Annotated in this window: 24 protein-coding genes and 3 pseudogenes; 15 read left to right on the top strand and 12 right to left on the bottom strand. The window is 70.4% G+C overall.

The features are described 5' to 3' along the window. The first annotated feature begins 15 nt into the window (after positions 1–15). A complete protein-coding gene (locus tag ACFVXA_RS28780) occupies positions 16–1,347 on the top strand; it encodes an aminotransferase class I/II-fold pyridoxal phosphate-dependent enzyme (protein WP_384399809.1) in 1,332 nt (443 codons plus the stop codon). A 1-nt stretch (position 1,348) separates the two neighbouring features. Here ACFVXA_RS28780 and ACFVXA_RS28785 read toward each other — a convergent pair whose 3' ends face one another. Beyond that, positions 1,349–2,284 carry a DMT family transporter gene (locus ACFVXA_RS28785; RefSeq protein ID WP_362027747.1) on the bottom strand — a complete coding sequence of 312 codons (936 nt, stop codon included), beginning with the start codon at positions 2,282–2,284 and terminating at the stop codon, positions 1,349–1,351. A gap of 75 nt (positions 2,285–2,359) precedes the next feature. Between ACFVXA_RS28785 and ACFVXA_RS28790 the strand changes: the two genes are divergently transcribed. Next, complete coding sequence (locus ACFVXA_RS28790; protein WP_362027744.1) at positions 2,360–3,262, top strand: LysR family transcriptional regulator; 903 nt, start codon at positions 2,360–2,362, stop codon at positions 3,260–3,262. A gap of 282 nt (positions 3,263–3,544) precedes the next feature. Here the strand turns inward: ACFVXA_RS28790 and ACFVXA_RS28795 are convergent, their stop codons facing one another. Beyond that, the gene (locus ACFVXA_RS28795) at positions 3,545–4,012 is read right to left on the bottom strand and encodes a pyridoxamine 5'-phosphate oxidase family protein (RefSeq protein WP_362027742.1); all 468 of its coding nucleotides are present in this window, start codon (positions 4,010–4,012) and stop codon (positions 3,545–3,547) included. Positions 4,013–4,188: 176 nt separating this feature from the next. On the opposite strand from ACFVXA_RS28795, the gene ACFVXA_RS28800 reads away from it, so the two are divergent. Next, complete coding sequence (locus ACFVXA_RS28800) at positions 4,189–4,833, top strand: cysteine hydrolase (protein ID WP_362027739.1); 645 nt, start codon at positions 4,189–4,191, stop codon at positions 4,831–4,833. Positions 4,834–4,836: 3 nt separating this feature from the next. On the opposite strand, the gene ACFVXA_RS28805 is transcribed toward ACFVXA_RS28800, so the two are convergent. Further along, positions 4,837–5,274 (bottom strand): Rieske (2Fe-2S) protein, encoded by a 438-nt coding sequence (locus tag ACFVXA_RS28805; RefSeq protein ID WP_362027736.1) that lies wholly within the window; start codon positions 5,272–5,274, stop codon positions 4,837–4,839. A gap of 346 nt (positions 5,275–5,620) precedes the next feature. Here ACFVXA_RS28805 and ACFVXA_RS28810 point away from each other — a divergent pair, with 346 nt between their 5' ends. The 7 genes from ACFVXA_RS28810 (at position 5,621) to ACFVXA_RS28840 (ending at position 12,024) form a co-directional block, all read left to right on the top strand. Continuing rightward, a complete protein-coding gene (locus tag ACFVXA_RS28810) occupies positions 5,621–6,421 on the top strand; it encodes a HipA family kinase (protein ID WP_390027447.1) in 801 nt (266 codons plus the stop codon). Beyond that, positions 6,418–6,801, top strand: a complete 384-nt coding sequence (locus ACFVXA_RS28815; protein WP_362027731.1) for a DUF3037 domain-containing protein — start codon at positions 6,418–6,420, stop codon at positions 6,799–6,801. The genes ACFVXA_RS28810 and ACFVXA_RS28815 overlap by 4 nt, the downstream gene beginning before the upstream one ends. 137 nt (positions 6,802–6,938) lie before the next feature. After that, positions 6,939–7,700 (top strand): 3-oxoacyl-ACP reductase FabG, encoded by a 762-nt coding sequence (fabG, locus tag ACFVXA_RS28820; protein WP_362027729.1) that lies wholly within the window; start codon positions 6,939–6,941, stop codon positions 7,698–7,700. Between the two features lie 17 nt (positions 7,701–7,717). Next, entirely contained in the window at positions 7,718–8,479 is a 762-nt protein-coding gene (locus tag ACFVXA_RS28825) for an SDR family oxidoreductase (protein ID WP_362027726.1), read from the top strand. Positions 8,480–8,917: 438 nt separating this feature from the next. Then, positions 8,918–10,498, top strand: coding sequence for an ABC transporter substrate-binding protein (locus tag ACFVXA_RS28830; protein WP_362027724.1), 1,581 nt, complete (start codon positions 8,918–8,920; stop codon positions 10,496–10,498). 126 nt (positions 10,499–10,624) lie between these two features. Beyond that, on the top strand, positions 10,625–11,308 hold the full coding sequence (gene ung / locus ACFVXA_RS28835; protein ID WP_383907012.1) for a uracil-DNA glycosylase: 684 nt from the start codon (positions 10,625–10,627) through the stop codon (positions 11,306–11,308). Positions 11,309–11,430: 122 nt separating this feature from the next. After that, positions 11,431–12,024, top strand: a complete 594-nt coding sequence (locus ACFVXA_RS28840; RefSeq protein WP_390027450.1) for a hypothetical protein — start codon at positions 11,431–11,433, stop codon at positions 12,022–12,024. 295 nt (positions 12,025–12,319) lie between these two features. Here the strand turns inward: ACFVXA_RS28840 and ACFVXA_RS28845 are convergent, their stop codons facing one another. The 3 genes and pseudogenes from ACFVXA_RS28845 to ACFVXA_RS28855 all read right to left on the bottom strand — a co-directional run. Beyond that, positions 12,320–12,784 carry a hypothetical protein gene (locus tag ACFVXA_RS28845; protein ID WP_384024229.1) on the bottom strand — a complete coding sequence of 155 codons (465 nt, stop codon included), beginning with the start codon at positions 12,782–12,784 and terminating at the stop codon, positions 12,320–12,322. Between the two features lie 140 nt (positions 12,785–12,924). Further along, positions 12,925–13,437, bottom strand: coding sequence for a DinB family protein (locus ACFVXA_RS28850; RefSeq protein WP_389749076.1), 513 nt, complete (start codon positions 13,435–13,437; stop codon positions 12,925–12,927). A gap of 86 nt (positions 13,438–13,523) precedes the next feature. Next, positions 13,524–13,881: pseudogene (locus ACFVXA_RS28855) on the bottom strand (TetR/AcrR family transcriptional regulator); the annotation flags it as partial. Here ACFVXA_RS28855 and ACFVXA_RS28860 point away from each other — a divergent pair. Beyond that, a pseudogene (locus tag ACFVXA_RS28860) lies at positions 13,777–14,146 on the top strand (FAD-dependent oxidoreductase); the annotation flags it as partial. The pseudogenes ACFVXA_RS28855 and ACFVXA_RS28860 overlap by 105 nt on opposite strands. A 10-nt stretch (positions 14,147–14,156) precedes the next feature. Then, on the top strand, positions 14,157–15,068 hold the full coding sequence (locus tag ACFVXA_RS28865) for a Gfo/Idh/MocA family protein (RefSeq protein WP_383907006.1): 912 nt from the start codon (positions 14,157–14,159) through the stop codon (positions 15,066–15,068). On the opposite strand, the gene lnt is transcribed toward ACFVXA_RS28865, so the two are convergent. Beyond that, positions 14,986–16,560 carry an apolipoprotein N-acyltransferase gene (gene lnt, locus ACFVXA_RS28870; protein WP_390027452.1) on the bottom strand — a complete coding sequence of 525 codons (1,575 nt, stop codon included), beginning with the start codon at positions 16,558–16,560 and terminating at the stop codon, positions 14,986–14,988. The two genes, ACFVXA_RS28865 and lnt, sit on opposite strands and share 83 nt — an antisense overlap. A 263-nt stretch (positions 16,561–16,823) precedes the next feature. Then, positions 16,824–17,309, bottom strand: a complete 486-nt coding sequence (locus tag ACFVXA_RS28875; protein WP_389753214.1) for a nuclear transport factor 2 family protein — start codon at positions 17,307–17,309, stop codon at positions 16,824–16,826. 107 nt (positions 17,310–17,416) lie between these two features. Between ACFVXA_RS28875 and ACFVXA_RS28880 the strand changes: the two genes are divergently transcribed. Continuing rightward, positions 17,417–18,061, top strand: a complete 645-nt coding sequence (locus ACFVXA_RS28880) for a DUF4291 domain-containing protein (RefSeq protein WP_390027455.1) — start codon at positions 17,417–17,419, stop codon at positions 18,059–18,061. Positions 18,062–18,188: 127 nt separating this feature from the next. Here the strand turns inward: ACFVXA_RS28880 and ACFVXA_RS28885 are convergent, their stop codons facing one another. Then, entirely contained in the window at positions 18,189–19,139 is a 951-nt protein-coding gene (locus ACFVXA_RS28885) for a hypothetical protein (RefSeq protein ID WP_384399826.1), read from the bottom strand. Positions 19,140–19,416: 277 nt separating this feature from the next. Here ACFVXA_RS28885 and ACFVXA_RS28890 point away from each other — a divergent pair, with 277 nt between their 5' ends. Both ACFVXA_RS28890 and ACFVXA_RS28895 read left to right on the top strand, forming a co-directional pair. Next, positions 19,417–21,753, top strand: coding sequence for a tetratricopeptide repeat protein (locus tag ACFVXA_RS28890; RefSeq protein WP_390027458.1), 2,337 nt, complete (start codon positions 19,417–19,419; stop codon positions 21,751–21,753). A 22-nt stretch (positions 21,754–21,775) separates the two neighbouring features. Beyond that, positions 21,776–21,868, top strand: a pseudogene (locus ACFVXA_RS28895) (oxidoreductase); the annotation flags it as partial. A gap of 73 nt (positions 21,869–21,941) precedes the next feature. Here ACFVXA_RS28895 and ACFVXA_RS28900 read toward each other — a convergent pair. From ACFVXA_RS28900 to ACFVXA_RS28910, 3 genes are all read right to left on the bottom strand, one after another. After that, positions 21,942–22,121: a hypothetical protein gene (locus ACFVXA_RS28900; protein WP_362027695.1), complete on the bottom strand. Its 180-nt coding sequence runs from the start codon at positions 22,119–22,121 to the stop codon at positions 21,942–21,944. 136 nt (positions 22,122–22,257) lie between these two features. Further along, positions 22,258–23,133: an undecaprenyl-diphosphate phosphatase gene (locus ACFVXA_RS28905; protein WP_383746087.1), complete on the bottom strand. Its 876-nt coding sequence runs from the start codon at positions 23,131–23,133 to the stop codon at positions 22,258–22,260. A 380-nt stretch (positions 23,134–23,513) separates the two neighbouring features. Next, a complete protein-coding gene (locus ACFVXA_RS28910) occupies positions 23,514–23,975 on the bottom strand; it encodes a helix-turn-helix domain-containing protein (protein WP_362027690.1) in 462 nt (153 codons plus the stop codon). Between the last annotated feature and the right edge of the window lie 97 nt (positions 23,976–24,072).

Here is a 24,072-nt window from a genome sequence, read left to right on the forward strand (position 1 = left end):
TGCATAATCTGCTTTGTGCTAGGAGAGTATCGGATCGAAGGGCGTGGCGCAGCCGAGATCGCGGCCAGTGTCGAGCGCGCGGTGGGGTCGGGGGACCTGGAGCCGGGGCAACTGTTGCCGCCGATGCGGGAGTTGGCCGAGCGGCTGGGGGTGAATCCCAATACGGTCGCGGCCGCCTATCGCACGCTGCGTGAGCGCGGGGTCATCGAGACCGCGGGCCGCCGCGGCAGCCGGGTGCGCTCCAAGCCCGCCACCACGGGCCGCGAGCACATCCGGGTGGAGGTGCCTTACGGGGTGCGGGACGTGGCCGACGGCAACCCCGATCGCGCGCTGCTGCCAGGTCTCGCCGAGGCGTTCGCCGCGGCGGCCGAGCGGTCGGACCGGCAGCCCATGATGTACGGGGAGGCCGCCGTCGACACGCAGTTGGAGCGGCTGGCACGCGCCGACCTGGACGCGGACGGCGTTCCCGACGGGCCCGTCGTCGTCACCTCCGGATCGCTCGACGCCATCGAGCGTGTCCTCGCGGTCCATCTCAAACCCGGGGACGCCGTCGCCGTCGAGGACCCCGGCTGGGGCAGCCTGCTCGACCTCGCCCCGGCGCTCGGACTGCGTACGGTCGGCGTCGGTGTCGACGACGAGGGCCCGCTGCCCGACGACGTACGCCGTGCGCTGGCGGCCGGCGCCCGGGCCCTGATCATCACGGACCGGGCGCAGAACCCGACCGGGGCCGCGGTGAGCGCCACGCGCGCGCGTGCCCTGCGTTCCGTGCTCGCGGACTACCCGGAAACCCTGCTCATCGAGGACGACCACGGACATCGCATCGTCGACCTGCCCCTGCATCCCCTGGCTGGGGTGACGCACAACTGGGCCTTCGTGCGCTCCGTCGCCAAGGCGTACGGCCCCGACCTGCGGCTCGCCGTCCTCACCGGAGACCCCGTCACCGTCGACCGGGTGCACGGGCGGCAGCGGCTCGGGCCCGGCTGGGTGAGCCATTTGCTCCAGCGGGCCGTCGTCCATCTGTGGACCGGCGGCGCGGTGGACGTCAAGGCCGTGGCGACGGCGTACGGGCAGCGGCGCGACGCGCTGATCGACGCCCTGGAGGCGCGCGGCATCAAGGCGCACGGGCGCAGCGGGATGAATGTGTGGATCCCCGTCCCGGACGAGACGGGGGCGGTCGCGCGCCTGCTGCACTCCGGCTGGGCGGTCGCGCCCGGGGCACGCTTCCGGATGAGTGCGCCGCCCGGCATCCGGATCACGGTCTCGACCCTGGCCCCGGACGACATCCAGCCGCTGGCGGACGCCGTCGCGTCCGCCGTCGGCCCGGCACCCGCACGCCGTTACGTGTGAGTCAGCGGCGCGCCCTGGTCTGGGTGAGCGCCGCGCCCGCGAGGACGATCACCGCGCCGACCGGCGTCGACCAGGTCAGGGACTCCCCGAGGATCGCGACCCCCGCCGCGGTGGCTATCACCGGGATGAAGTACGTGACCATCTGGGCCGTCGTCGGGCCGACCTCGGCGACGATGCCGTACTGGATGAGCATGGCCAGGCCCGTGCCGAGGGCTCCCAGGGCGACGATCGCGAGCAGCGGGACGACCGGGAAGTGGCTCGGCAGCGTGGTGAACACCGGGGTGACGAGGGCCAGTTGGGCGGTGGCGAGCAGCAGCTGGGCGCCCGTCATCGACAGGTGGGATTGCCCGGTGCCGGTCAGGGTGCGGCGGACGTAGATCCAGCCGATCGGGTAACTGAGCGATGCCAGCAGGGCCATCGCCGTGCCCGTGGCGTCCAGGCCGTGGAAGCCCTGCCAGACGCCGAGGACCGTCAGCACACCGAGGAAGCCGATGCCCAGACCGGCGACCCTGCGCCGGGTCGGCCGGTCCTCGGAGAGCGCGACCATGGACAGCGCCATGCCCCACAGCGGCGAGGTCGCGTTGCAGATACCCGCCAGCGTGGACGGGATCGTCAGCTCGGAGTAGGCGAAGAGTGAGAACGGCAGTGCGTTGAGCAGGAAGGCCGCCACCGCGAGATGCCCCCAGGTCCGCGCCCCGCGCGGCAGCCGCTCCCGCTTCACCGCCAGTGCCGCCGCGAGCACCGCGGTCCCGAACAGCAGCCGCCCGAAGGTGACTTGGAACGGTGCGTAGCCCTCCGTGCCGACCTTGATGAGCAGAAAGCTGAAACCCCAGATCAGGGAGAGGGCGCCGAAGCGGATCCGCCAGTCGAGGGCGGTGCTCGGGCGTGGAGCGGAAGTGGTGGAGGAGTGGGTGCGCGGGCTGGTGGCGGTGCTCATGGACATAACGATGAGGCAGAGGAATCTCGTAGCACAAGCGAGATTTATCGAGCGATATCTCGTAGCATTGCTTACATGTTGAATCTGGAGCGCCTGCGCACCCTCGACGCCCTTGCCCGGCACGGCTCGGTGAGCGGTGCGGCCGAGGGACTGCACGTGACGACGTCGGCCGTCTCCCAGCAGATGTCCAAGCTGGAGCGCGAGGTCGGGCAGCAGCTGCTCGCCAAGAACGGCCGGGGCGTCCGCCTCACCGACGCCGGGCGGCTGCTCGCCGAGCATGCCGCGCGGATCCTGTCCCAGGTGGAGCTCGCGCAGTCCGATCTGGAGGCGCAGCGCGGTCAGGTGGCGGGCGAGCTGCGGCTCTCGGCGTTCCCGACCGCCGCGCGCGGGCTGTTTCCGGCCGCGCTCGCCGCCCTGCGCGCCGATCATCCCGGGCTGCGGGTGCGCTCCTGCGAGCTGGAGCCGGAGGCCGGGGTCGCCGGGGTGGTGCGCGGCGACCTCGACCTGGCGGTCGTGCTCGACTGGTACAACAAGCCGATGCCGCTCCCCGACGGCCTGGTGAAGGCGGCGATCCTCGACGACCCGGCCGATGTCGCGATGCCGGTCGGGCACCGGCTCGCCGACCGCGCGGAGGTGGACCTCGGTGACTTCGCGGGTGACGAGTGGATCACCTGGGGCCAGGGCGAGTTCTGCCACGAGTGGCTGATGTTCACGCTGCGCTCCCAGGGGATCGAGCCGAACATCGGCCATCGCGCGGCGGAGACGCACACCCAGCTCGGCCTGGTCGCCGCGGGCCTCGGGGTGTGCGTGGCGCCCCTCCTCGGGCGTCACCCGATGCCCGAGGGCGTCGTCACCGTGCCGGTGCGGCAGCGCGTACGCCGTCATGTCTACGTCGTGTGGCGGGCCGACGCCGACCGCCGGCCGTCGATCAGAGCGGCGGTGGATGCCCTGCGCAAGGCAGGGGAAGCGGTGAAGTGAGCCATCGCCGAGGACATCGGGTGAGGCGGGGTGACGCTGTCACGTGAGCTGCGCCTGTCGAGTGAGGCGGGGTGACGCTGTCGCGTGAGCTGCGCCTGTCGAGTGAGGCGGGGTGACGCTGTCGCGTGAGCTGCGCCCGTCCGGTGAGGCAGGGCGAGGTCGTCACGTGAGCTGCGCCGAGGGCATCGAGGGCATCGCATCGAGGGCATCGAGTGCACGAGCGTCCCGAGGGCCGCACGCAGTCACGCCGGGGGGCGAGTTCGCGCCGGGGAGGCGAGTGAGTTACACCGAGGGCAGTTTCCGGAAGTCCCATGAGGCGATCGCCTCCGGTGTCAGCCGAGCCCAGGCGTGGCGCCCGTCGTGCGGCATCTCCTCCAGGCCGAAGTTCTTGCGTGCGAACAGGGTCTCCGGGACGTCGAGTTCGGCGCGCAGCTCCCCGGTGCGGGGGACCTCGCCCACGAACTCCACGGTGCCGGAGAGCTCGACGCCCCGCAGCTCCCCGTACTCCTCACCGGAGTCGATCACCACGGCGACGCGCGGGTCGCGGCGCAGCTCGGCCCAGCGCTTGCTGCGCACCACGGAGTACAGCCACAGCGAGGTCCCGTCCCAGGCGAACCAGAGGGCGCTCACATGCGGGGCGCCGTCCTTCGACACCGTCGCCACACGGCAGGTGCGCTGGGTGGTGAGGAACTCGTCCAGTTCGCCGGGGGTCATCATGATCTTCCGGCCCCTGCGTTGAGTGACGGCCATGCGGTCCCCTCTCCTTCTGCGTCGGCCCTGTTCGGCGTCGGCCTCATCGTTCGTCGGCCTTCTTCCGGGCCGACAGAGATTTTCTGACATCGCGTCAGAAAAGCATGGGCCGTCTTCCGTCCCCACGCAATGGTCGTTACGCTCGCCCGCCCCGACCTCCGACGACAAGGGGAGCCATGCCGTCGTACGAACAACTCAGTGAACTCCTCGACCGCGCCTCCACGGTGCTGCTCACCGTCGAGTGCCAGCAGGGTGTCGTGGGCCAGGACAGCGCGCTGCCGGAACTCGCCAAGGAGGCCCGGTCCTCGGGGGCGCTCGCCAATGTCGCCCGCCTGGTGGCCGCCGCGCACGAGAGCGGGGTGCAGGTGATCCACGCGGTCGCCGAGCGCCGGCCGGACGGCCGGGGCGCCAACCGCAATGCCCGGCTGTTCCGTGCGGCCGAGCGGCTGCCGGTGCAGCAGCTGACGGGGACGACGGCTGTGCGGATCGTGCCGCCCATCGAGGTCGCCGAGGAGGACTTCGTCGTACGCCGGCTGCACGGCCTGTCTCCGATCGCGGGCACCGACGTCGACCCGCTGCTGCGCAACCTCGGCTGCCGCACCCTCGTGGTGACCGGTGTCTCGGCCAACGTCGCCATCCCCAATGCCGTGTTCGACGCGGTGAACCGCGGCTACACCGCTGTCGTGCCCGCGGACGCCATCGCGGGGGTGCCCTCCGACTACACCTCCACGATGATCCGCAACACGCTCGCGCTGGTCGCCACCATCACGGCCACCGACGACGTGCTGGCCTGCTTCAAGCGACCGCGCCGGAGCGGCTGACGGTCACGCGAGCTTGATCGAGTCCCCGCTCACGGTGATCTTCTGGGCGGGGAGGGGCCGGGGAGCGGGGCCCTTCTTCACGCTGCCGTCGGCGACGGAGAACTCGCTGTGGTGGCACGGGCAGGTGATCACACCCTTGGTGATGCCCGTCACCGGGCAGCCCAGGTGCGTGCACTTGGACGAGAACGCCTTGAAGGTGCCCGCCGTCGGCTGTGTGACGACCACACCCTGGTCCGTGAAGATCTTGCCGCCGCCCTCGGGAATGTCGGAGGTCTTGGCGAGTTCGGTTCCGGCGGCGGCGCCCTGGACGGTGGAGGACCCCGGCGACTTGTTGTCCGATCCGCACGCGGTCAGGGCGACGGCGAGTCCCGCCGCGCCGACCGCCGCCACGACGGCGCGGCGAGACGGCGCCGGAACGGGGTGAAGCGATTCGCTGGTCATGGCTGCTTTCCCTTCAACGGACGTGCTCGACGGAGGGGCTCGACGGACGTGCTCGACGGGCGGCCTTCGACGGTCGGGCTCTTCGACGGACGTGCTTGAACGGACGCGATGGCGATCCGTACACAGGTACGGTCCGCCGGCGCGCACAGTTCACGCGGATGGCACTTCTTGACCGAATCGACAGCACTTCGACAGCCTGCTCGGCCCATCGGGATCCGGGCGCGACGGGCGTCCACCGGCCGTCTCACGATCCGCGCGACGGGGGCCCAGACGCCGCTCCCAGGTCCGTGCGCGACGGGCCCCGGGTCGCGTCCGGTGCCCGCGGCCACCCCAGTAGCCTGGGGCGATGCTCAAGGAAGTCATCGCGACCCGCTACGTCACGCCGCTGCGTGAGGGGGGCTCGCTGCCGGGGCTCGTCGAGGCCGACGATCTCGGGACGTACGTCATGAAGTTCACCGGCGCGGGACAGGGCCGCAAGACGCTCGTGGCGGAGGTCGTCTGCGGTGAACTCGCGCGTCGGCTGGGCCTGCGCGTGCCGGGACTCGTGACGATCGCCCTCGACCCGGTCCTGGGGCTCGGCGAACCCGACCAGGAGGTCCAGGAGCTGCTGAAGTCGAGCGGCGGGCTGAACCTGGGGATGGACTTCCTCTCCCGCGCGATCGGGTTCGACGCGCTCGCCTTCGACGTGACCTCGGAGGAGGCCGGCCGAATCGTCTGGTTCGACGCGCTCGTCAACAACGTCGACCGCTCCTGGCGCAACCCCAACCTGCTGATGTGGCACGGCGACCTGTGGCTCATCGACCACGGCGCCACGATGATCTGGCACCACCACTGGCCCGGCGCCCAGGCCTCCGCGGCCAAGCCGTACGACGTCTCCGACCACGCGCTCGCGCCCTTCCGGCCGGACATCGCCTCCGCCGCCGCGGAGCTGGCTCCGCTGGTCACCGAGGAACTGCTCGCGGAGGTGACCGCGGCGATCCCCGACGAGTGGCTCGCGGACGAACCCGGCTTCGACTCGCCGGACGCGCTACGGCACGCCTACGCGCAGCCGCTGCTCCTACGTGCCTCCGTCATCCACGAGCGGATCAAGGGCATCGAAGGCATCGAAGGCATCGAAGGCATCGAAGGCGCCGAGGGGAACAAGTGAGCGAGCGGGACGTCTTCGAGTACGCGCTGCTGCGTGTGGTGCCGCGCGTCGAGCGCGGCGAGTGCTTCAACGCGGGTGTACTGGTGTACTGCCGCGCCCAGTCCTTCGTCGCGGCGCGTACGCATCTGGACGAGACCAAGCTGCGGGCACTGGACCCGGAGGCGGACGTGGCGGGCGTACAGGCCGCCCTGCGTGCCGTCGAAGGGGTCTGTGCCGGGGGAGAAGCGGCAGGTCAGGCGGCACGTGACGACGCTGGACGACGGTTTCGGTGGCTGATCGCGCCACGCTCGACGGTCGTTCAGCCGGGGCCCGTGCACACCGGCCTCACCGCCGATCCGGCGGCCGAGGCGGAGCGGTTGCTCGACCTGCTGGTCAGGTAATGGATCACACGCACCGGGTGTGCCGTTGACACCGGGTGCCAGGGCTTCTAGCGTCACGTCTGCTGAAGGTACTAAGCGGTCGCTCACCGGAGGGGCGTACCGTGTGAGCCGCATCTCGAGCGCGAGGAGAACCAGCCATGTCCACCCCTGAGCAGCGCGTCGCCGTAGTCACCGGTGCCGCGCGCGGCATCGGCGCCGCGACCGCCGTACGACTGGCCGCGGAGGGCCGCGCCGTCGCGGTGATCGACCTCGACGAGGCCGCGTGCAAGGACACCGTGGAGAAGATCACCGCCGCGGGTGGCAAGGCCATCGCGGTCGGCTGCGACGTCTCCGACGAGGCCCAGGTCGAGGCCGCCGTCGCGCGCATCGCCGAGGAGCTCGGTGCGCCGACGATCCTGGTGAACAACGCGGGCGTGCTCCGCGACAACCTGCTGTTCAAGATGAGCGCGGCCGACTGGGACACGGTCTTGAACGTGCACCTGCGCGGCGCCTTCCTGATGGCGAAGGCCTGTCAGAAGCACATGGTGGACGCGAAGTTCGGCCGGATCGTCAACCTGTCGTCGTCCTCGGCGCTGGGCAACCGCGGCCAGGTCAACTACTCCGCCGCCAAGGCCGGTCTGCAGGGCTTCACCAAGACCCTCGCCATCGAGCTCGGCAAGTTCGGCGTCACCGCGAACGCCGTCGCGCCCGGGTTCATCGTCACCGACATGACGGCCGCCACGGCCGCCCGCGTCGGCATGGGCTTCGAGGACTTCCAGGCCGCGGCCGCCACCCAGATCCCCGTGCAGCGCGTCGGCAACCCCGACGACATCGCCAACGCCATCGCCTTCTTCACCGGCGAGGCCGCCGGATTCGTCTCCGGCCAGGTGCTGTACGTGGCCGGCGGGCCGCTCAACTAAGGCCGGGGGACACGCACATGACCACGCTTCCCGAACTCTCGGGCAAGGTCGCGCTCATCACGGGCGCGAGCCGCGGCATCGGCTACGGCATCGCGGAGGCCCTGGTCGCCCGCGGTGACCGGGTCTGCATCACCGGCCGCAACGAGGACGCCCTGAAGGAGGCCGTCGAGGCGCTCGGCTCGGACCGCGTCATCGGCGTCGCCGGCAAGGCGCACGACGAGGCCCACCAGGCCATCGCCGTCGAGCGCACCATGGAGGCCTTCGGCCGCGTCGACCACCTGGTCAACAACGCCGGTACGAACCCCGTGTTCGGCCCGATCGCCGAGCTGGACCTCAATGTGGCGCGCAAGGTATTCGAGACCAACGTCGTCTCGGCGCTCGGCTTCGCCCAGCAGACCTGGCGGGCCTGGCAGAGCGAGAACGGCGGCACGATCGTCAACATCGCCTCCGTCGCGGGCCTCGCGCCCTCGCCGTTCATCGGCGCGTACGGCATCAGCAAGGCCGCCATGATCAACCTGACGGTGCAGCTGGCGCACGAGTTCGCGCCCAAGGTGCGGGTCAACGCCATCGCGCCCGGTGTGGTGAAGACGAAGTTCGCCGCGGCCCTGTACGAGGGGCGCGAGGCGGAGGCGGCCGCGGCCTACCCGCTCGGCCGGCTCGGCGTGCCCTCCGACATCGGGGGCGCCGCCGCGTTCCTCACCTCGCAGCAGTCGGACTGGGTGACCGGCCAGACGCTCGTGGTCGACGGCGGGATGTTCCTGAACGCCGGGGTCGAGTGAGGCGCGCTGGCTGACGCGCGCCGACTGACGCGCGCTGAGTGACGGAGGCGGGCGCCGGCTGCTGGAGACCTCCAGGGAGCCGGCGCTGAACGCCGGGCCGTGTGCCCCGCGGCGAACGCCGGGCCCGTGTGCCCCGCGGCGAATGCCGGGCCCGTGTGCCCCGCGGCGAATGCCGGAGCCGTGTGCCCCGCGCCGAACGCCGGGGTCGTCCGCCCCGCGCGTTGGCGAGCACCCCGCGCGTTTGTGGAGAGATGACAAAAGCGCCGACGGTGTCGATCGAGCGCAGGTTCGACCGAGCTTCGACGAGGGGTTCACAGAAGTCTGACAACGTAGTCACATCCGTGCTGATCAAGTGCCCTGCCGGGAACACGGTTCCACCGGCGGGGCACTGCGGTATGGTCTGCCGACCCTTGGTACGGCAGATCGAGGAGCGTGCGCGTGTTCAACCGGAACCGATGTCTACGGCAACTGGCGGCGATCACGTCCATAACCCTGGTGGCGGGGTGTGGCGTTCTCTCCTCGGGATCGTCCGGCGACAAGGGGCCGATCGTCGTGGGCACCACCAGTGCCCCGAGCACGCTGGACCCGGCCGCCTCCTGGGACGGTTCCTGGGAGCTGTTCCGCAACATCTACCAGACGTTGCTGAGCTACCCCAACGGCGCGGTCACGCCCCAGCCCGACGCGGCCAAGAGCTGCCGGTTCACCGACGGATCCAATCGCACGTACCGTTGCGTACTGCGCCCGAACATGAAGTTCTCCGACGGGGACCCGCTCGACGCCCGGGCCGTCAAGCACTCCATCGACCGGATCAGGAAGATCGCCGTACCCGGCGGTCCCGCGGGCCTGCTCGGCAGCCTCGACCGGGTCCAGGCGCTGGGCGACCGCGAGATCGTCTTCCACCTCAACAAGCCCGACGCCACCTTCCCGTTCGTCCTGGCCACCCCCGCCATGTCGATCGTCGACCCGGACGACTACCCGGCCGACGCGCTGCGCAAGGACAACAGGGTCTTCGGATCCGGTCCGTACAGCCTGCGCTCGTACGAGGAGGGCAAGCAGGCCGAGCTCGTGCGGAACGACCACTACGACGGCTTCGCCCAGCGCAAGAACGACGCCGTCACCATCCGGTACTTCCCCGACTCGGCCCAGATGGTCGAAGCCCTCAGGGACAAGAAGATCGACGTCACCTACCGCGGTCTCGCCGCCTCGGACGTCGTCGCCCTCCAGGGACGCGACTCCGAGAAGGGCATCCAGCTCCTCGAAGGTGCCGGCACCGAGATCAGCTACCTGGTCTTCAACCCGAAGGATCCGTGGGCCAAGAAGCCCGCGGTCCGCAAGGCCATCGCCCAGGTCGTGGACCGGCCGGCCATCGCGCACAAGGTCTACAAGGGCACCGTCGAACCGCTGTATTCCATGGTCCCCGCGGGCCTGACCGGGCACACCGCCGGGTTCTTCGACGACTACGGGGAGCCCAGTTCCGCCAAGGCCCGCAAGATCCTCCGGGATGCCGGCATCACCGAGCCCGTGCCCCTCACCTTCTGGTACACGACCGACCGTTACGGCTCCGAGACCGCCCCGGAGTTCCAGGAGCTCAAGAGGCAGCTCGAAGGCTCCGGTCTGTTCCGCGTCACCCTCAAGAGCCGCCCCTGGAAGACGTACGAAGCCGGCTACCGCAAGGGCGAGTACCCGGTGTTCGGGCGCGGCTGGTTCCCCGACTTCCCGGACGCCGAGAACTTCATCGCACCCTTCGTAGGCGAGCAGAACGCGCTCGGTACGCCCTACCCGGCGCCGCGGATCACCAACAACCTGCTGCCCGAGTCGCGCCGCGAGAGCGACCGCGCCGCCGTGGTCAAGGAGTTCGAGGAGGCCCAGCAGATCCTCGTCGACGACGCCCGGCTGCTGCCGCTGTGGCAGGGCAAGCAGTACGTGGCCGCGAGTGACGACATCTCGGGCGGCGAGCGCGCCCTCGACCCCTCGACGATCATGACGATGTGGGAGCTGCAACGCAAAACCAGCTGGTAGAGGCGGTGCGGGAACAGTCCGACGGGTCGCCGGGGCCTGCCGGTGGTGCGGGGGCCGCAGTCGATTGTCAGTGGGCGACGGTAGGTTCTGTGGTCTGGAAGTGACCGCACATCGGAGGAAGTTGACGTGACCGATATCGCCATGCTGCCCGAGTCCTGGCGCGGCGTCCTGGGCGAGGAGCTGCAGCAGCCCTACTTCAAGGAACTCACCGAGTTCGTCGAGGAGGAGCGCGTCAAGGGTCCCGTCTACCCTCCGCGGGAGGAGGTCTTCGCCGCCCTCGACGCGACGCCGTACGAGAAGGTGAAGGTGCTGATCCTCGGGCAGGACCCCTACCACGGCGAGGGCCAGGGGCACGGCCTGTGCTTCTCCGTCCGCCCCGGCGTGAAGACCCCGCCCTCGCTCCGCAACATCTACAAGGAGATGAAGGAGGAGCTCGGCACCCCGATCCCGGACAACGGCTATCTGATGCCGTGGGCCCAGCAGGGCGTGCTGCTGCTCAACGCCGTACTCACCGTGCGCTCCGGCGAGGCCAACTCGCACAAGGGCAAGGGCTGGGAGAAGTTCACGGACGCGGTGATCCGCGCCGTGGCCGACCGGCCCGACCCGGCGGTCTTCGTGCTGTGGGGCAACTACGCGCAGAAGAAGCTCCCGCTGATCGACGAGGAGCGGCACGTGGTGGTGAAGGGGGCGCACCCCTCGCCGCTGTCCGCGAAGAAGTTCTTCGGATCGCGTCCGTTCACGCAGATCGACGAGGCGGTGGCCCGGCAGGGGCACGAGCCGATCGACTGGCGGATTCCGGACCTGGGCTGACACCCGAGTCGCCGGGCCGGCCCGTCACCGGCCTGGCCCAGCGGCGTACGGGGGCGCCTGATCGTGATTGTCCGTGCCTCCGGCTAGCGTCGTGAGGGACAGTGACGAGGCTGGAGGACGCGGTGGCGGAGCAACAGGAGCAGGCGGCGCCGGACGCCATGATGACCCGGATCGGCCAAGTCGTCATGCTGCACCACGGCGGCGACCGTGAGGAGGCTCGGGGCCGCCTCCTCGACCTGTGGTCGGAGATCGGCGAGGACGGCGACCCTCTGCACCGCTGCACGCTGGCGCACTACTTGGCCGACACGCAGGACGATCCCGCGGACGAACTCGCCTGGGACCTACGGGCCTTGTCGGCGGCCGAGGAGCTCAGCGACGGGCGGGTCGCCGAGCACCACCAGTCGCTCGCGGTGCGCGCGTTCTACCCGTCGCTGCATCTGAACCTGGCCGCGGACTATGTGAAGCTCGGCCGCTCCGAGGCCGCCCGCAGCCATCTGCTCCGGGCCCGCGGCGCGGTCGGCGCCCTTGGGGACGACAGCTACGGGGACGGCGTCCGGGCGGCGATCGGCCGCCTGGAGCTGAGACTCGACGGGGACGGGGGCGGGGTGTCGGGGGATGGCAGACCGGGGGGCGGCAGGCCGGGGGGCGGCAGCGGACCCGACCGCTTCGGCGGACCCGGAGGAGAGACGCTGGGGCCGCCGAGACAGCGGCCCTGACGGTCTGGCCTTCAGGGGGCCGCCGAGACAGCGGTCCTGACGGTCGGCTGGCCCTCAGGGGGCCGTGCGCGACCGTGATGTGCCGCTCGGGGCCTGTACACGGGGCCTGTGCTGTGGGCCCTGCGCTTGGGTCGTGTGCCCGGCTCCTGTGCTCGGGTCCTGTTTCTCGGCTCCTGTTTCTCGGGTCCCGTGCAGGAAACACGCCGCACGCCGAATGTCGCGCCCCGCACGCGTCACCTCTGGTGTGCTCCAGGGACCACGTGCCTGCCCGCTGCGGGCCGGGCCGCCGACCCGGTCAGTGACCGTACGTCTCCCTGCAGATGACCGCCTGCGGGCTGTCCGGCTGCCAGCCCCCGTACTTCCGGCCGAGGGCGCACACGTCGGAGTTCTGCGGCACGTCGGGAGCGACGGGCGGGACGGCGACGCGCGGCTGGGGCCGTCGCCCCTCCGGCTCCGGGTGCGGAGCGGGGTGGGGACGGTGCCGCGGAGGTGCCGGTGCCGCGGCGGCCGGCGGGGGAGCCGCCCGGTGCGCGGGCGCCGCACTGGGTGAGGGCTTCCGGGACGGCCCGATGAGCTCCAGCGCCTCCCGCGCCGGAGCCTGCACGACCTGGGGCTCGGCCTCGCCGTCCGTACGCGGCGAGGAGGGCTGGGACGGGGCGCCCTGCGGGCCGGAGGGCGGTCGCTGGACGGTCACACAGCCGGAGAGGGCGGTGACGGCCACGGTGACCAGGAGCGTTGCGGTCGTCGTCGTTCGATGCACCCGCGCAACTCTGCTGTGTCCGGCCCGCTTTGGGGAGCGGACGAGCGCAGGTTGCCCCACATGGGTGATCCTTCCGCTCCTCCGGAGACGACCGACGCCGGCAAGCTGACTCCGTGCCCGGGCGCCGTCGGGTGCCCGGCTCACTCGCCGGTGGTGCCGTCGATCCGCTCCCGGATCAGGTCCGCGTGGCCGAGGTGACGCGCGTACTCCTTGATCATGTGGGTGTAGACCCAGCGCAGGCTGATGGGTTCACTGGTGAACTTGCTCTTGCCCTCGCAGATGTCGTCCAGGGCGAAGCGTGCCGTGTTGCGCCGGGCGAACCCGATCTCCGTCTGCCAGGTGGCGTACGCCTCGGCCCAGGTGTCCGCCTCGGTGACATGGAAGTCCCCGTCCGGGTCGCCGTCGCCGGAGTAGATCGGTCCCGCGTCGTCGGCCGCCAGGACCTTGCGGAACCAGCCGCGTTCCACCTCCGCCATGTGGCGTACGAGGCCGAGCAGGGACAGGACGGAGGGCTCGGCCGAGGCGGTCCTGAGCTGGGTGTCGTCGAGGCCCTCGCACTTCATCTCGAGGTTCTGACGGAGGTGGTCGAGCCAGCCCTCCAGCATGGACCGCTCATCGGCGTGCGTGGCAGGCTTGGTGCGCTGGATCGTCATGCGGTCGGTACCCCCTCATGTCGGCGTCCCCTTCTCGCCCGTCATGCTGGCATGTCCGCCACATCCGTCATGCTGATTTTCGCGACCCGCAGCTCGGGCCGCCGGGTGGCCTCCAGGGGCCAGTTCGTAGCGGGCGACGAGCAGCTCGCGATGGTGGGTCAGATGCCGGTGCAGGGCGAGCGCGAGGCCGTCGGCGAGGGGGTCGAGGCCGCCCCGCGGATCCGGCATCTCGTCGGGCGTCAGCACTCGGGCCTCGCGCTCCGCGAGCCTGCGGACGGCGGCCTCCAGCAGGGCCGAGCGGGTGCGTGCCTGGTTCGAGGTCGAGCCCTGGGGGAGCCCCGCGGCCGGGTCGCCCTGCTGGGCGACGCCGCGCACGCCATGCCGCCGACCCTCGGGCAGGGCGGGAAACAGGCCATCGAGGACGCGATCGTGCTCGCTCACCACGCGCGCGGACGGGCCCGGGCCGGCCGCGTACACGGCGGACCGCAAGCCCCGTACGACCGCCATCGCCCGGACGGCCGTTCAGGCGGCGCGGCTGAACATGATGAGCAACCGTGCCGGAATCGCCGTACGCAACGCCACCTTCGCCGCGCTGTCCAAGGCCGTACCCGGACTCTTCCTGCGGAGCCTCGACGGCATCGCCGACTGGCGGCCCCCGCGGCGGCCGTATGCTTCCCTCGAGGTCAGCAACCCGCGACGCACCCTTTGAGGAGACCCCTGTGAAGGTCGGCTGCATCGGACTCGGCGACATCGCGACGAAGGCGTATCTGCCGGTGCTCGGGGTGCAGCCGGGGGTCGAGCTCCATCTCCAGACGCGGACGCCCGCGACGCTCACCCAGGTCGCGGACAGCCTCCACCTTCCCGAGGGGCAGCGACACACGGACCTGTCGGAGCTCCTCGCGCAGGACCTCGACGCGGCGTTCGTGCACGCGGCCACCGTGGCGCACCCCGAGATCGTCACGCGGCTGCTGGAGGCGGGCGTACCGACGTACGTCGACAAGCCGCTCGCGTACGAACTCGCGGCTTCGGAGCGGCTCGTGCGGCTCGCCGAGGAGCGCGACGTCAGTCTCGCCGTCGGCTTCAACCGCCGTCACGCGCCCGCGTACGCGCAGTGCGCCGACCATCCGCGGGAGCTCATCCTGATGCAGAAGAACCGGATAGGGCTGCCCGAGGCGCCGCGCACGATGGTCCTCGACGACTTCATCCATGTCGTGGACACCCTGCGGTTCCTGGCGCCGGGTCCGGTCGACGACGTGACCGTGCGGGCCCGCGTCGCGGACGGACTGCTCCACCATGTCGTGCTGCAGCTGGCCGGGGACGGCTTCACGGCGCTCGGCGTGATGAACCGGCTCAGCGGTTCGAACGAGGAGATCCTCGAGGTCTCGGGCCAGGACACCAAGCGTCAGGTGCTCAACCTCGCCGAGGTGATCGACCACAAGGGGCAGCCGACCGTACGGCGGCGCGGCGACTGGGTGCCGGTGGCCCGGCAGCGGGGCATCGAGCAGGTGGTGCTCGCCTTCCTGGACGCCGTGCGCGTGGGCAAGGTGCTCAGCGCCCGGGACGCGCTGGCGACTCACGAACTGTGCGAGCGGGTGGTACGAGCGGTTCAGGAGCGGTCCGCCGCAGTCTGAACGCGCGGGCGCCCTCCGTCGCGCACAGCGCCGCCAGCACCAACAGGGCGGCGTGCACCGGCCAGTCGCCGAACCGGACGTACGGCGTGACCCCACGGGCCAGCGGCACCTCGTACACCATCGTGCCGCTCGCGTCCGTGCCGAGCCAGGAACCGATGCGCTCGCCGCTCGGGCCGTAGACGGCGGAGACGCCGGTCAGCGTCGCGTGCACCATCGGGCGGCCGGTCTCGGCGGCCCGCAGCGCCGCGAGCGACGCGTGCTGTTCCGGCGCCCAACTCCGCTGGAAACTCGACGTCGACGACTGCGCGAGGAGCACCTCGGCGCCGTCCTGAGCGAGATGCCGGCTCATGTCGGGGAAGGCCGTCTCGAAGCAGATCATCGGGCCGACGCGCAGGCCGTGCCCGACGTTCATCACCACCTGCTCGGTGCCCTTGCGACGGTCCTCGGCCGCCGCCTTGCCCACCGAGGTGGCCCAGCCGAGCAGGGAACGCGCGGGTATGTACTCGCCGAACGGCACCAGCCGTTCCTTGTCGTAGCGGTCGCCCGTCGGACCGTTCGGTCCCACCAGGACCGAACTCTTGTAGATGCCGGGCCGGTCGGAGCGGCGCGCGTCGACGTTCACCATGATGTCGGCGCCGGTGAGGCGGGACAGGGCGGCGATCCGGTTCGCCAGATCGGGGCGGTCGGCGAGGTCGAAGCCGACACTGCTCTCGCCCCAGACGACCAGGTCGAGGTTCTGCCCGGCAAGTGTGCGGGTGAGCGCCTCCTCGCGCGCGAACCGCCGGTCGGCGCTCGCGATGCCGTCCACGACTCCGGGCTGTACGACGGCGATCCGGACCCGGCCGTCCCCGTCCGGGCGCGGCGACCACACCCATGCCGCCGACGTCGCGGCGGCGGTCGCGACCAGCCCGGCCACGGCGGGCATACGGGACTCGCGCACCGAGGCCAGCACGGCGACCGCGACATTGACCGCGACCACCAGGAAGCTGAGCAGCCACACCCCGCCGACCGAGGCCAGCCGCAGCGCCGGCTCCACCTGCCACTGACTCGACCCGAGCAGGCCCCAGGGGCCGCCCAAGCCCTGCCAGGACCGGACGAGTTCGACCACCAGCCACCCCGACGGCAGGACGACGACAGCGGCGCCGACCTGTCCCGCCGAGGGCACCCCGGCGAGGAACCGCCGGACCAGCCAGCCCCAAGGAGCCCACAGCACACCGAGCAGCGCCGCTATGACCACGGTGAACACATGCAGGCTCGGCAGCAGCCAGTGGTGCACGGCCAGCATGAAGCCGAGCCCGCCGAACCAGCCGTCGTACGCGGCCCGCCTGCCCGTCGGCGCCGAGCGGGCCAACAGGATCCAGGGCACCAGCGCGACGTACGCGAACCACCACCAGGACGGGGCCGGAAAGGCGAACACGGGCAGGGCACCCGCCAGCGCGGCCACGATCCCCCGCCGCCAGGGGGAGTCGAGCCAGTATCCGGGCCTCATCATGCGGCGCCTCCCTCCCTGGTGCGTACGTCCAGTGTGCGCGCCGGGGACGATCTCCGACAGAGGGCGTGGGCTGGGGCCCGCTCTGGTGATGGGTGGTGAGTGGTGGGTGTGTGAGGAGTGGGCCCACTGGGGTGGTGGGTGCTCGTGAGGGTGGGCCGGCTGGAGTGGTGGGATGCTCCTGGGAGTGGGCCCGCTGGGGTGGTGGGTGGTCCAGCGGCTGTTGGGGCGATTCGGCTGACGGGCGCTGTGGGCGGGGGGTCGGGTCAGGTGGCCGCCGGTGCCTGAAGCGTCTGCGGGGTACGGCGCCACTTCTCCTGGACGACCACCTGGCGCAGCCGCCAGCCACCGTCCGTACGCAGCACCCCGAAGGCGTACCGGCCGCCGCACACGAAGTCGGGGGCGGTGGACCCGCCGTCCTGTGCCGCGAACCGCATCGGATTGATGTAGTCCGCCTGGACCTGGGCCGTGTCCCCCGTGTCCTGATCGAGGATCCCGAACCGCACCCGCCGGTTGACGATCAGATGCTGGCGCATCGGGAACAGTTCCATGCTCTGCGCGAGCCACTCCGCGACCTGTGCGGCATCTCCCTCGACGCCGCCGGCCGAGCGGTAGTCAGCGCGTCCGTCCGGTGTGAACAGTGTCCGGTACGCCTCCCAGTCGCCGTCGTCCACCGCCACCGCGTAGTCGGTGACGAGACTGTCCACGGCGATCCGGTCCATCACGGTCGCGAGCTCCACACGCTGCGTCATCGGCTCAGTGTTGGGCACGGGACGGGCCACGCCAAGGGCCATGCGGTGATATTCGCCGACTGATATTCGCTGGCCCCGACGAGGCCGTACGAAGGATCCTGTCGTTCGTGAACGATCAATACTCTGCGGAGCTCGCGGAGCTTGCCGACGTCGTGGAAGAGCCCAAGTTCCGCGTACGCGCCCGCCATACGCCGTCCACGGTCACCGTCTACCAGGCGTACCAACCGACGATCGGCCACGCCGCCGCGCGCGACAACCGTTTCCCCTCCGCCTGGAAGCGGGACCGGATGACATGGATCAAGCCCTCGTTCCTGTGGATGATGTACCGCTGCGGCTGGGGCACCAAGGAGGGGCAGGAGACCGTCCTGGCCGTCGAGATCAGCCGCCAGGGCTTCGAGTGGGCGCTGAGGCACTCGTGTCTTTCGCACTACGTCCCCGACCTGCACGACGACAAGGCCACCTGGAAGCGGCAGTTGAGGCAGTCGCCGGCGCGGGTCCAGTGGGACCCCGAGCGCGATCTGCGGCTCAACCCGCTGCCGTACCGCTCTCTCCAGCTCGGGCTCGCGGGCGAGGCGGCGGCCCGGTACGCGGACGAGTGGGTCGTGAACATCGACGACGTGACGCCGCTCGCGACACGGATCCACAGCCTCGTACGCGCCGGGGACCTGGAGGGTGCGAGGGCGCTGCTGCCCGAGGAACGGCCGTACCCCCTGGGCGAGGACCTGCCGGCGCATCTACGCGCTCCGCGCTGATCGATGCGACCTCCTTCCCTGGATCCGGCGCCGGAGCCAGAGCCGACGGGTGTACATCAGGTGGTGAGAAAGGGTGTGGTGACCCGACCCGCCTCACACCTCGATCGCGAACCCGGTCGGGTGCCTCTCAGGGGTTCGGGCCCTTGACCTGGTGATGAGAGACCTGTCCCCGAGCCGAGCGCCACCGCGACCGTGTGTGCTCGACCACGCTGTCCCACTGCCGGCGGACCTCGTGGTCGGAAGGGCGGTGGCCCTGACGGATCTGGCTGAGCTCGTCCCGCACTTCTCGCCCCAGCGCCGCCGACGCAACCAGGACGAGCATCGCTGCGAAGAGGGCGGAGATCATCGCGAAGACGGCACCGATCACCCCGTAGCGTGCGGCGGAGGAGTTGAAGAGGCGCGGCATATAGATGGTCGCGCCCACTGAATAGGCCGCCGTCAGAACGGCGGCGGTGACGCCGAAGGGCAGCAGGTCCGGCCGGCTGATCCGCTTCGCCGACAGGATCCAGCCGCTCCAGACGAGGAATGCCGCGGTCACCGGCAGTTCGCACACTGAGGCGGCCAGACCCAGCGCGCCCCCGCCGAGGAGCGCGGAGAGCAACGCGGTGACCACTGCGTAGCCACCGAGTGTGAGGATCCACCACAAGCCGTTGCGCGTGTTGCGCACACTGAGGGGCTTGAGTTCCCACGCCTGTTCGAAGAGCCGCTGCGCTGCTCGCGCGAAACTCAGCACCGAGATCATCAGAAACACGACCCCGAAGACGCCCACGCCCGCACTGGAGCCTTCGGCGGGAGAGAGCAGGGAGCTGACTGCCGCGGCGCCTGCTCCGGTGAGGTGGTAACGGCTGATGATCCGCTCTGCGGCGTCGTAGTGCACGAAGTTGTTCAACACGGCGCCAAAGAGGATGGAAAGGGGGATCAACGCCGTCAAGGCGCTGGACGCCAGGGCCATCGAGCGGTCGAAACCCACGATCTTCTGAAACCGGTTGATGACCCGCAACGCGAAGGCAGGACGCAGCCAGAACGTCAGCGTTCTGACGACGCGCTCGCGATTGATCCCTGCCGTCCTGCCCTCCATGAAAATCGGGACTTTTGTGGCGAAGCGAGCCTAACGGATGGTCGCCGGACCGATGAAGGGCGACACGAGAAGCGGCACGCCGACCGCGCACCTGCCCGATGGCCCGAGCTCCATGGTCGGCACCATGGCTGGTTCTCCAGCTCGCTGTCCGTCCCTGCACGGGCCTTGCACGGGCTGTCAGTTGCTTCGGACGGGCACCTCGTGACGCTCCGGTGTCGCCGGCCGGAGCCGCGGGCATGGATAGCCAGGCAACGACACGCTGGGCGAGGAGCAGGTCATGCGGCGTCGGTCTCAGGCCCGTACGGGTGCGGGAATCTCCGGATCCTTGGCTGCCCTGACGGTGCTCCTGGGACCGGTGACGAACTACGCCAGCGCCTCCGTACCCTCGTGGGCCGGCCATGCCTGGGTGATCTGGCCGACTTTCGCCGCACTGGCCCTGCTCAGCGTCGGCTTGACGTGGTTCAGCACGCGCCTGGACGGTGGGGCGCTAACGCCCTCGACGCTGACCTCCGTACGCCGACTCGCCTCGGTGAGTCCCGTCTCCCTTCGCCCCCCGCACATCGAGACGGAGCGGATACATGGCCGACGTACGGAACTGGACCGTCTCACGCACATGCTCCGCACACCGAACGGACGCTTCGCCGTGCTCTGCGCAGGGGGCGGCATCGGGAAGACCACGGTGGCCGCGATGCTGTGCGCCGACGCGGCGGAAACCGGTTACGACGTGTACTGGGTACGGTGGCAAGGCCTCGAGTCCTTACAGGCACAACTCACACAGGTCGCCGTTGACTGCGGCCTTCCGTCCGCGCTCCTGGACCGGGCCAGGGCCGGTCATGACAACATGCCGGACGTCTTCTGGCTGCAGTTGGCCCGCACCCGCAAGTGGCTGCTGGTCATCGACAACATCGACGATCCGAGCCCGATCGTCCCGGCCACCGAGCATCTCAGTGACTACCGCGGCTGGATCCGGCCCTATGGCGGCGGCCTCCTACTGGTCACGAGTCGTGACACGAGCCAGGAGGTCTGGGGCCCGGCAGCCGAACTGCTGAGGCTCCGGCCGCTGACCACGACGGCAGGAGGACAGGTACTCCTCGACCTGGCCCCCCGGGCGGGCACGTTGTCCGAGGCCGAGTCGCTCGCCGCCCGCCTCGGAGGTCTGCCCCTTGCGCTGCGGGCAGCCGGCCGCTACCTGACCGAGCAGACCAGCCGGTATCGCGCGTTCACCGCTTACCAGCAGGCGCTGGACCAGGATCTGTCTCCCTTGCTCGGCCCGGAACAGCCCGATGCGACCGACCCAGAAGTAGCCCGCGACGTGGTCCGCCATACCTGGGAGATCTCCCTCGACCAGCTCGTCTCGGACGGGAGGCCGCTCGCCCGCCCCGTTCTGCGGCTGCTGTCGCTGTTCGCCGACGCTCCCATTCCCAGGGACCTGATCGTCGGTGACTTCGTCGGGGCGGTCATCGACGGAACCGTCACCGAAGGGGCCCTCGACGACGCCCTGTCCGGTCTCCGCCGTTACGACCTTCTGCAGGCCGTGGAGATTGCCCACGCCGGTGATGCCTCAGCCACATGTCTCGTCCTTCACCCGCTGGTGCGCGAAGTGAACGCGTACATTCTGTCCACGACGACAGCGGACGCTCCCGGGTGGCGCCGGAAGGTCGCGCTGCATCTGATGTCCCGGGCCCGGGAGCTGTCGCAAGTCTCGCAGTCGTCATGGGACCGCGGCCGCCTCATCGCACCTCACTTCGCCCTGGTCGCCGAACTCGGCACGGACGGCTCCATTCCACTGCCCGATGCCCGGGACGCACTGGAGAATCTCGCCGCGCTCCTCAGTGACGCGGGCGCCCATCCGCTCCAGCTCGCTTTGCGGCGGAGCGCGCACGACATGTGTCAGCGGGTTCTGGGCGCCGACCACCCGGACACTCTGGAGTGCCTCAGCAAGTACGCTCGCGCGCTACGCGCCATGGGGGACTACAGCGCGGCGATCGAACGGCACAGGGAGGTTCTGGCCGCGCGGACCCGCGTGCTCGGCCCGCATCACCTCGATACGATTTCCAGCCGTCATCACCTCGCGAGGGCACTGCGGTACCTGGGGTATCACGCAGAGGCCCTCGAACTGGCCAGGGTCACCACCAGCACCCTGACCCAGGCGCTCGGACCGGACCATCCCGAAACGCTGGCGAGTCGTGATGTTCTCGCTCTGGCCCTGGACAGCTTGGGAAGTCACCGGGAAGCTGCCGACATCCATACCGAGGTGGCGGAGATCCGCGCGCGGGTGCTGGGGCCCACTCATCCTCGTACGATCTCCAGCTTCAACCACCTGGCCGACTCGCTGAACCGCCTCGGCGAATACGCGCGAGTCGCTCGTCTCGCGCGCGAGACGGTGCGGATCGCCCACGAGACGCTGGGCCCCGATCACCCCCGCACCCTGAACGGCCGCCACGCGCTCGCCACGGCCTTGCACGGGCTCGGTGAGTTCGGGGAGGCGGCGCGCATGCACAGAGACGTACTTCAGGCGAGGACGCGGATCCTGGACGCCGAACATCCTGAAGCCGTTGAAAGCCGCGACGCACTCGAACGCTCATTGGCCGCGCTGCGAGGAACGCGGCGCTGACGACATCAGCAGGCGGGTTCAGGAGCAAGTCGCCGCCGCGCTCGCGTGGTTGATGTCGCGGCCCGACTCGTCATACGCGACGGGGGCGGTGCTCCGGGTGTCCGGCGGACGGTGACGGGAGCCTCTTGGTCTCTTGGCGAGGGCGCCTCTCGACGGGAGTTGAGCGGGTTTGCCTGACCCCGTCGCTCTCACGCCGCCTCGACGACCGCTCCCCGTATCGCTTCCGCCCACCTCACGACCAGCAGTTCGTACTCCGCCCGCTCCTGCGCGGACAGAGAACCGCCCGCGCGCATCCACAGGGCGCGGATCTGCTCGTTTAACGCGGCGGCAGACCGCGCGGAACCAGAGGGAGTGAGATCGGGGGACATGCCTCAAGCCTAGGGGTAAGGACTGACACTGCGCTACCGGGCGGCTACTCATGCCGTATGTGCTTCGTCACGGCTCCGAACCGGCCCTCCGCAGGCGGGCGTTGGGCGCGGATCCGAGAAACCGGCGGGTGAGCCGTCAGCCCGCCGACTCCGCCGCGTGCGGGCTCAGTCCCCCCGTCGCCACGAGCGCGATGATGACGACACCGAGCGCGATCCGGTACCAGACGAACGGCATGAAGCTCTTGTGGGAGATGAATTTCATGAACCATGCGATGACGGCGTAACCGACCGTGAACGCGATGACCGTCGCGAAGATGGTCGGCCCCCAGGAGACATGGCCGTCCGCCGCGGCGTCCTTGAGCTCGAAGGCGCCGGAGGCGAGCACGGCCGGCATGGCGAGGAGGAAGGAGTAACGGGCCGCCGCCTCGCGGGTGTAGCCCATGAACAGGCCGCCGCTGATCGTCGCGCCGGAGCGGGAGACGCCGGGCACCAGCGCCATCGCCTGGCAGACGCCGTACAGCAGGCCGTCCCTGGCGTTCAGGTCCTCAAGTGTCTTGCGCTGCTTGGCGGCACGGTGCCGGCCGCCCGTCTCGTCGCGCGCCGCGAGCCGGTCGGCGACGCCGATGACCACACCCATGGCGATCAGCATGGTCGCGGTGACCCGCAGATCGCGGAACGGCCCCTCGATCTGGTCCTTGAGCGTCACGCCGAGCACGCCGATGGGAATCGAGCCGACGATCACCAGCCAGCCCATCTGCGCGTCGTGGTCCCTGCGCATCGCCTTGTCGGTGAGCGAGCGGAACCATGCCGCGAGAATCCGTCCGACGTCCTTGCGGAAGTAGATCAGTACGGCGGCCTCCGTACCGAGCTGTGTGATGGCGGTGAAGGCCGCGCCCGGGTCCTTCCAGCCCGCGAACGCGGCGGTCAGGCGCAGATGCGCGCTGGAGGAGACGGGAAGGAATTCGGTCAGCCCCTGGACGAGTCCGAGGATGAGGGATTCAAACCAAGACATGAAGTTACGTGGTCCAAGTGCTGATCGTGGAGGGGGAGATGGGCACGCCGTGCCGTCGGTCACGGTGATCACGGGTGTGTGGGGCAGCGTAGCGTCCCCTTGCGACAGCCCGGCCACAGGGGTTTCGCCGGCGTGCGGAGCGGCCTTCGCCGGCGGAGAGAGCGGCCGTCGCGGGTGTGAGGGAGCGGCCTTCGCGGGCGTGCGGCGGGGTTCGTGGAGCCAGGCTCGGCAGCGACGTTCTCAGGCGGGCGAAGGGTACCGGTCCGGGCAGGCGTGGGTCACCGGTCCGGGCAGGGAAGGGCACCGGTCCGGGCTGGTGAGGGCACCGGTCCGGGCAGGTGAAGGGCGCGGTCCGGGGCGGCGCCGGGCCGCGCTTCCGGCTACGCCGCCGCGGGTCCCGTCACCGTCCAGCCGGGGGCCTGCGGGTGGGCTGTCAGGTCGTCGTGCTGGACCTCCTGGCCGCACTCCCCGCACACGACCTGGGGCACCAGCTCATGGCCGCACGTGTGCTCCAGCACCATGGGGCGGAAGTCGCGTTCCTGAAGATGCCGGTCGCCCCACGCCATGAGCGTGATCAGCACGGGCTCCAGCTCCAGGCCGGCCTGCGTGGGCCGGTACTCGTAGCGCTTGGGGCGGTCGCTGTACTCGATCTTCTCCAGTACGCCCGCGTCCACGAGCCGTTTGAGGCGCGCGGTGAGTACGTCGCGCGGGGCGCCGATGTTGCGGACCAACTGGTCGAAACGCGTGGCGCCGAGCGTCACCTCGCGCAGCACCAGCAGGGAGTACTTCTCGCCGACGAGGGCGAGTGTTTCGGCGATGGAGCAGGGGCGGGCGTCCTTCATGCCATCAGTCTAAGGGGTGGGTTGGTTTGTCCAACCCACTGAGCTACTCTTGAGTCACTTAGCGGGTTTGGAAAGCAAACTCAGTGAGTTTGGAGAG

It is taken from the genome of Streptomyces sp. NPDC058246 (genome assembly GCF_042881985.1).
Lineage (GTDB): Bacteria > Actinomycetota > Actinomycetes > Streptomycetales > Streptomycetaceae > Streptomyces.

Excerpts from the sequence above, each read along its gene's own strand:
- ACFVXA_RS28890 (WP_390027458.1), top strand. The coding sequence starts at position 19,417 with ATGCGGCGTCGGTCTCAGGCCCGTACGGGTGCGGGAATCTCCGGATCC.
- ACFVXA_RS28790 (WP_362027744.1), top strand. The coding sequence starts at position 2,360 with ATGTTGAATCTGGAGCGCCTGCGCACCCTCGACGCCCTTGCCCGGCAC.
- fabG (WP_362027729.1), top strand. The coding sequence starts at position 6,939 with ATGTCCACCCCTGAGCAGCGCGTCGCCGTAGTCACCGGTGCCGCGCGC.
- ACFVXA_RS28825 (WP_362027726.1), top strand. The coding sequence starts at position 7,718 with ATGACCACGCTTCCCGAACTCTCGGGCAAGGTCGCGCTCATCACGGGC.
- ACFVXA_RS28850 (WP_389749076.1), bottom strand. The coding sequence starts at position 13,437 with ATGACGATCCAGCGCACCAAGCCTGCCACGCACGCCGATGAGCGGTCC.
- lnt (WP_390027452.1), bottom strand. The coding sequence starts at position 16,560 with ATGATGAGGCCCGGATACTGGCTCGACTCCCCCTGGCGGCGGGGGATC.
- ACFVXA_RS28875 (WP_389753214.1), bottom strand. The coding sequence starts at position 17,309 with ATGACGCAGCGTGTGGAGCTCGCGACCGTGATGGACCGGATCGCCGTG.
- ACFVXA_RS28785 (WP_362027747.1), bottom strand. The coding sequence starts at position 2,284 with ATGAGCACCGCCACCAGCCCGCGCACCCACTCCTCCACCACTTCCGCT.
- ACFVXA_RS28805 (WP_362027736.1), bottom strand. The coding sequence starts at position 5,274 with ATGACCAGCGAATCGCTTCACCCCGTTCCGGCGCCGTCTCGCCGCGCC.
- ACFVXA_RS28885 (WP_384399826.1), bottom strand. The coding sequence starts at position 19,139 with ATGGAGGGCAGGACGGCAGGGATCAATCGCGAGCGCGTCGTCAGAACG.
- ACFVXA_RS28800 (WP_362027739.1), top strand. The coding sequence starts at position 4,189 with ATGCCGTCGTACGAACAACTCAGTGAACTCCTCGACCGCGCCTCCACG.
- ACFVXA_RS28910 (WP_362027690.1), bottom strand. The coding sequence starts at position 23,975 with ATGAAGGACGCCCGCCCCTGCTCCATCGCCGAAACACTCGCCCTCGTC.
- ACFVXA_RS28810 (WP_390027447.1), top strand. The coding sequence starts at position 5,621 with ATGCTCAAGGAAGTCATCGCGACCCGCTACGTCACGCCGCTGCGTGAG.
- ACFVXA_RS28905 (WP_383746087.1), bottom strand. The coding sequence starts at position 23,133 with ATGTCTTGGTTTGAATCCCTCATCCTCGGACTCGTCCAGGGGCTGACC.
- ACFVXA_RS28900 (WP_362027695.1), bottom strand. The coding sequence starts at position 22,121 with ATGTCCCCCGATCTCACTCCCTCTGGTTCCGCGCGGTCTGCCGCCGCG.
- ACFVXA_RS28795 (WP_362027742.1), bottom strand. The coding sequence starts at position 4,012 with ATGGCCGTCACTCAACGCAGGGGCCGGAAGATCATGATGACCCCCGGC.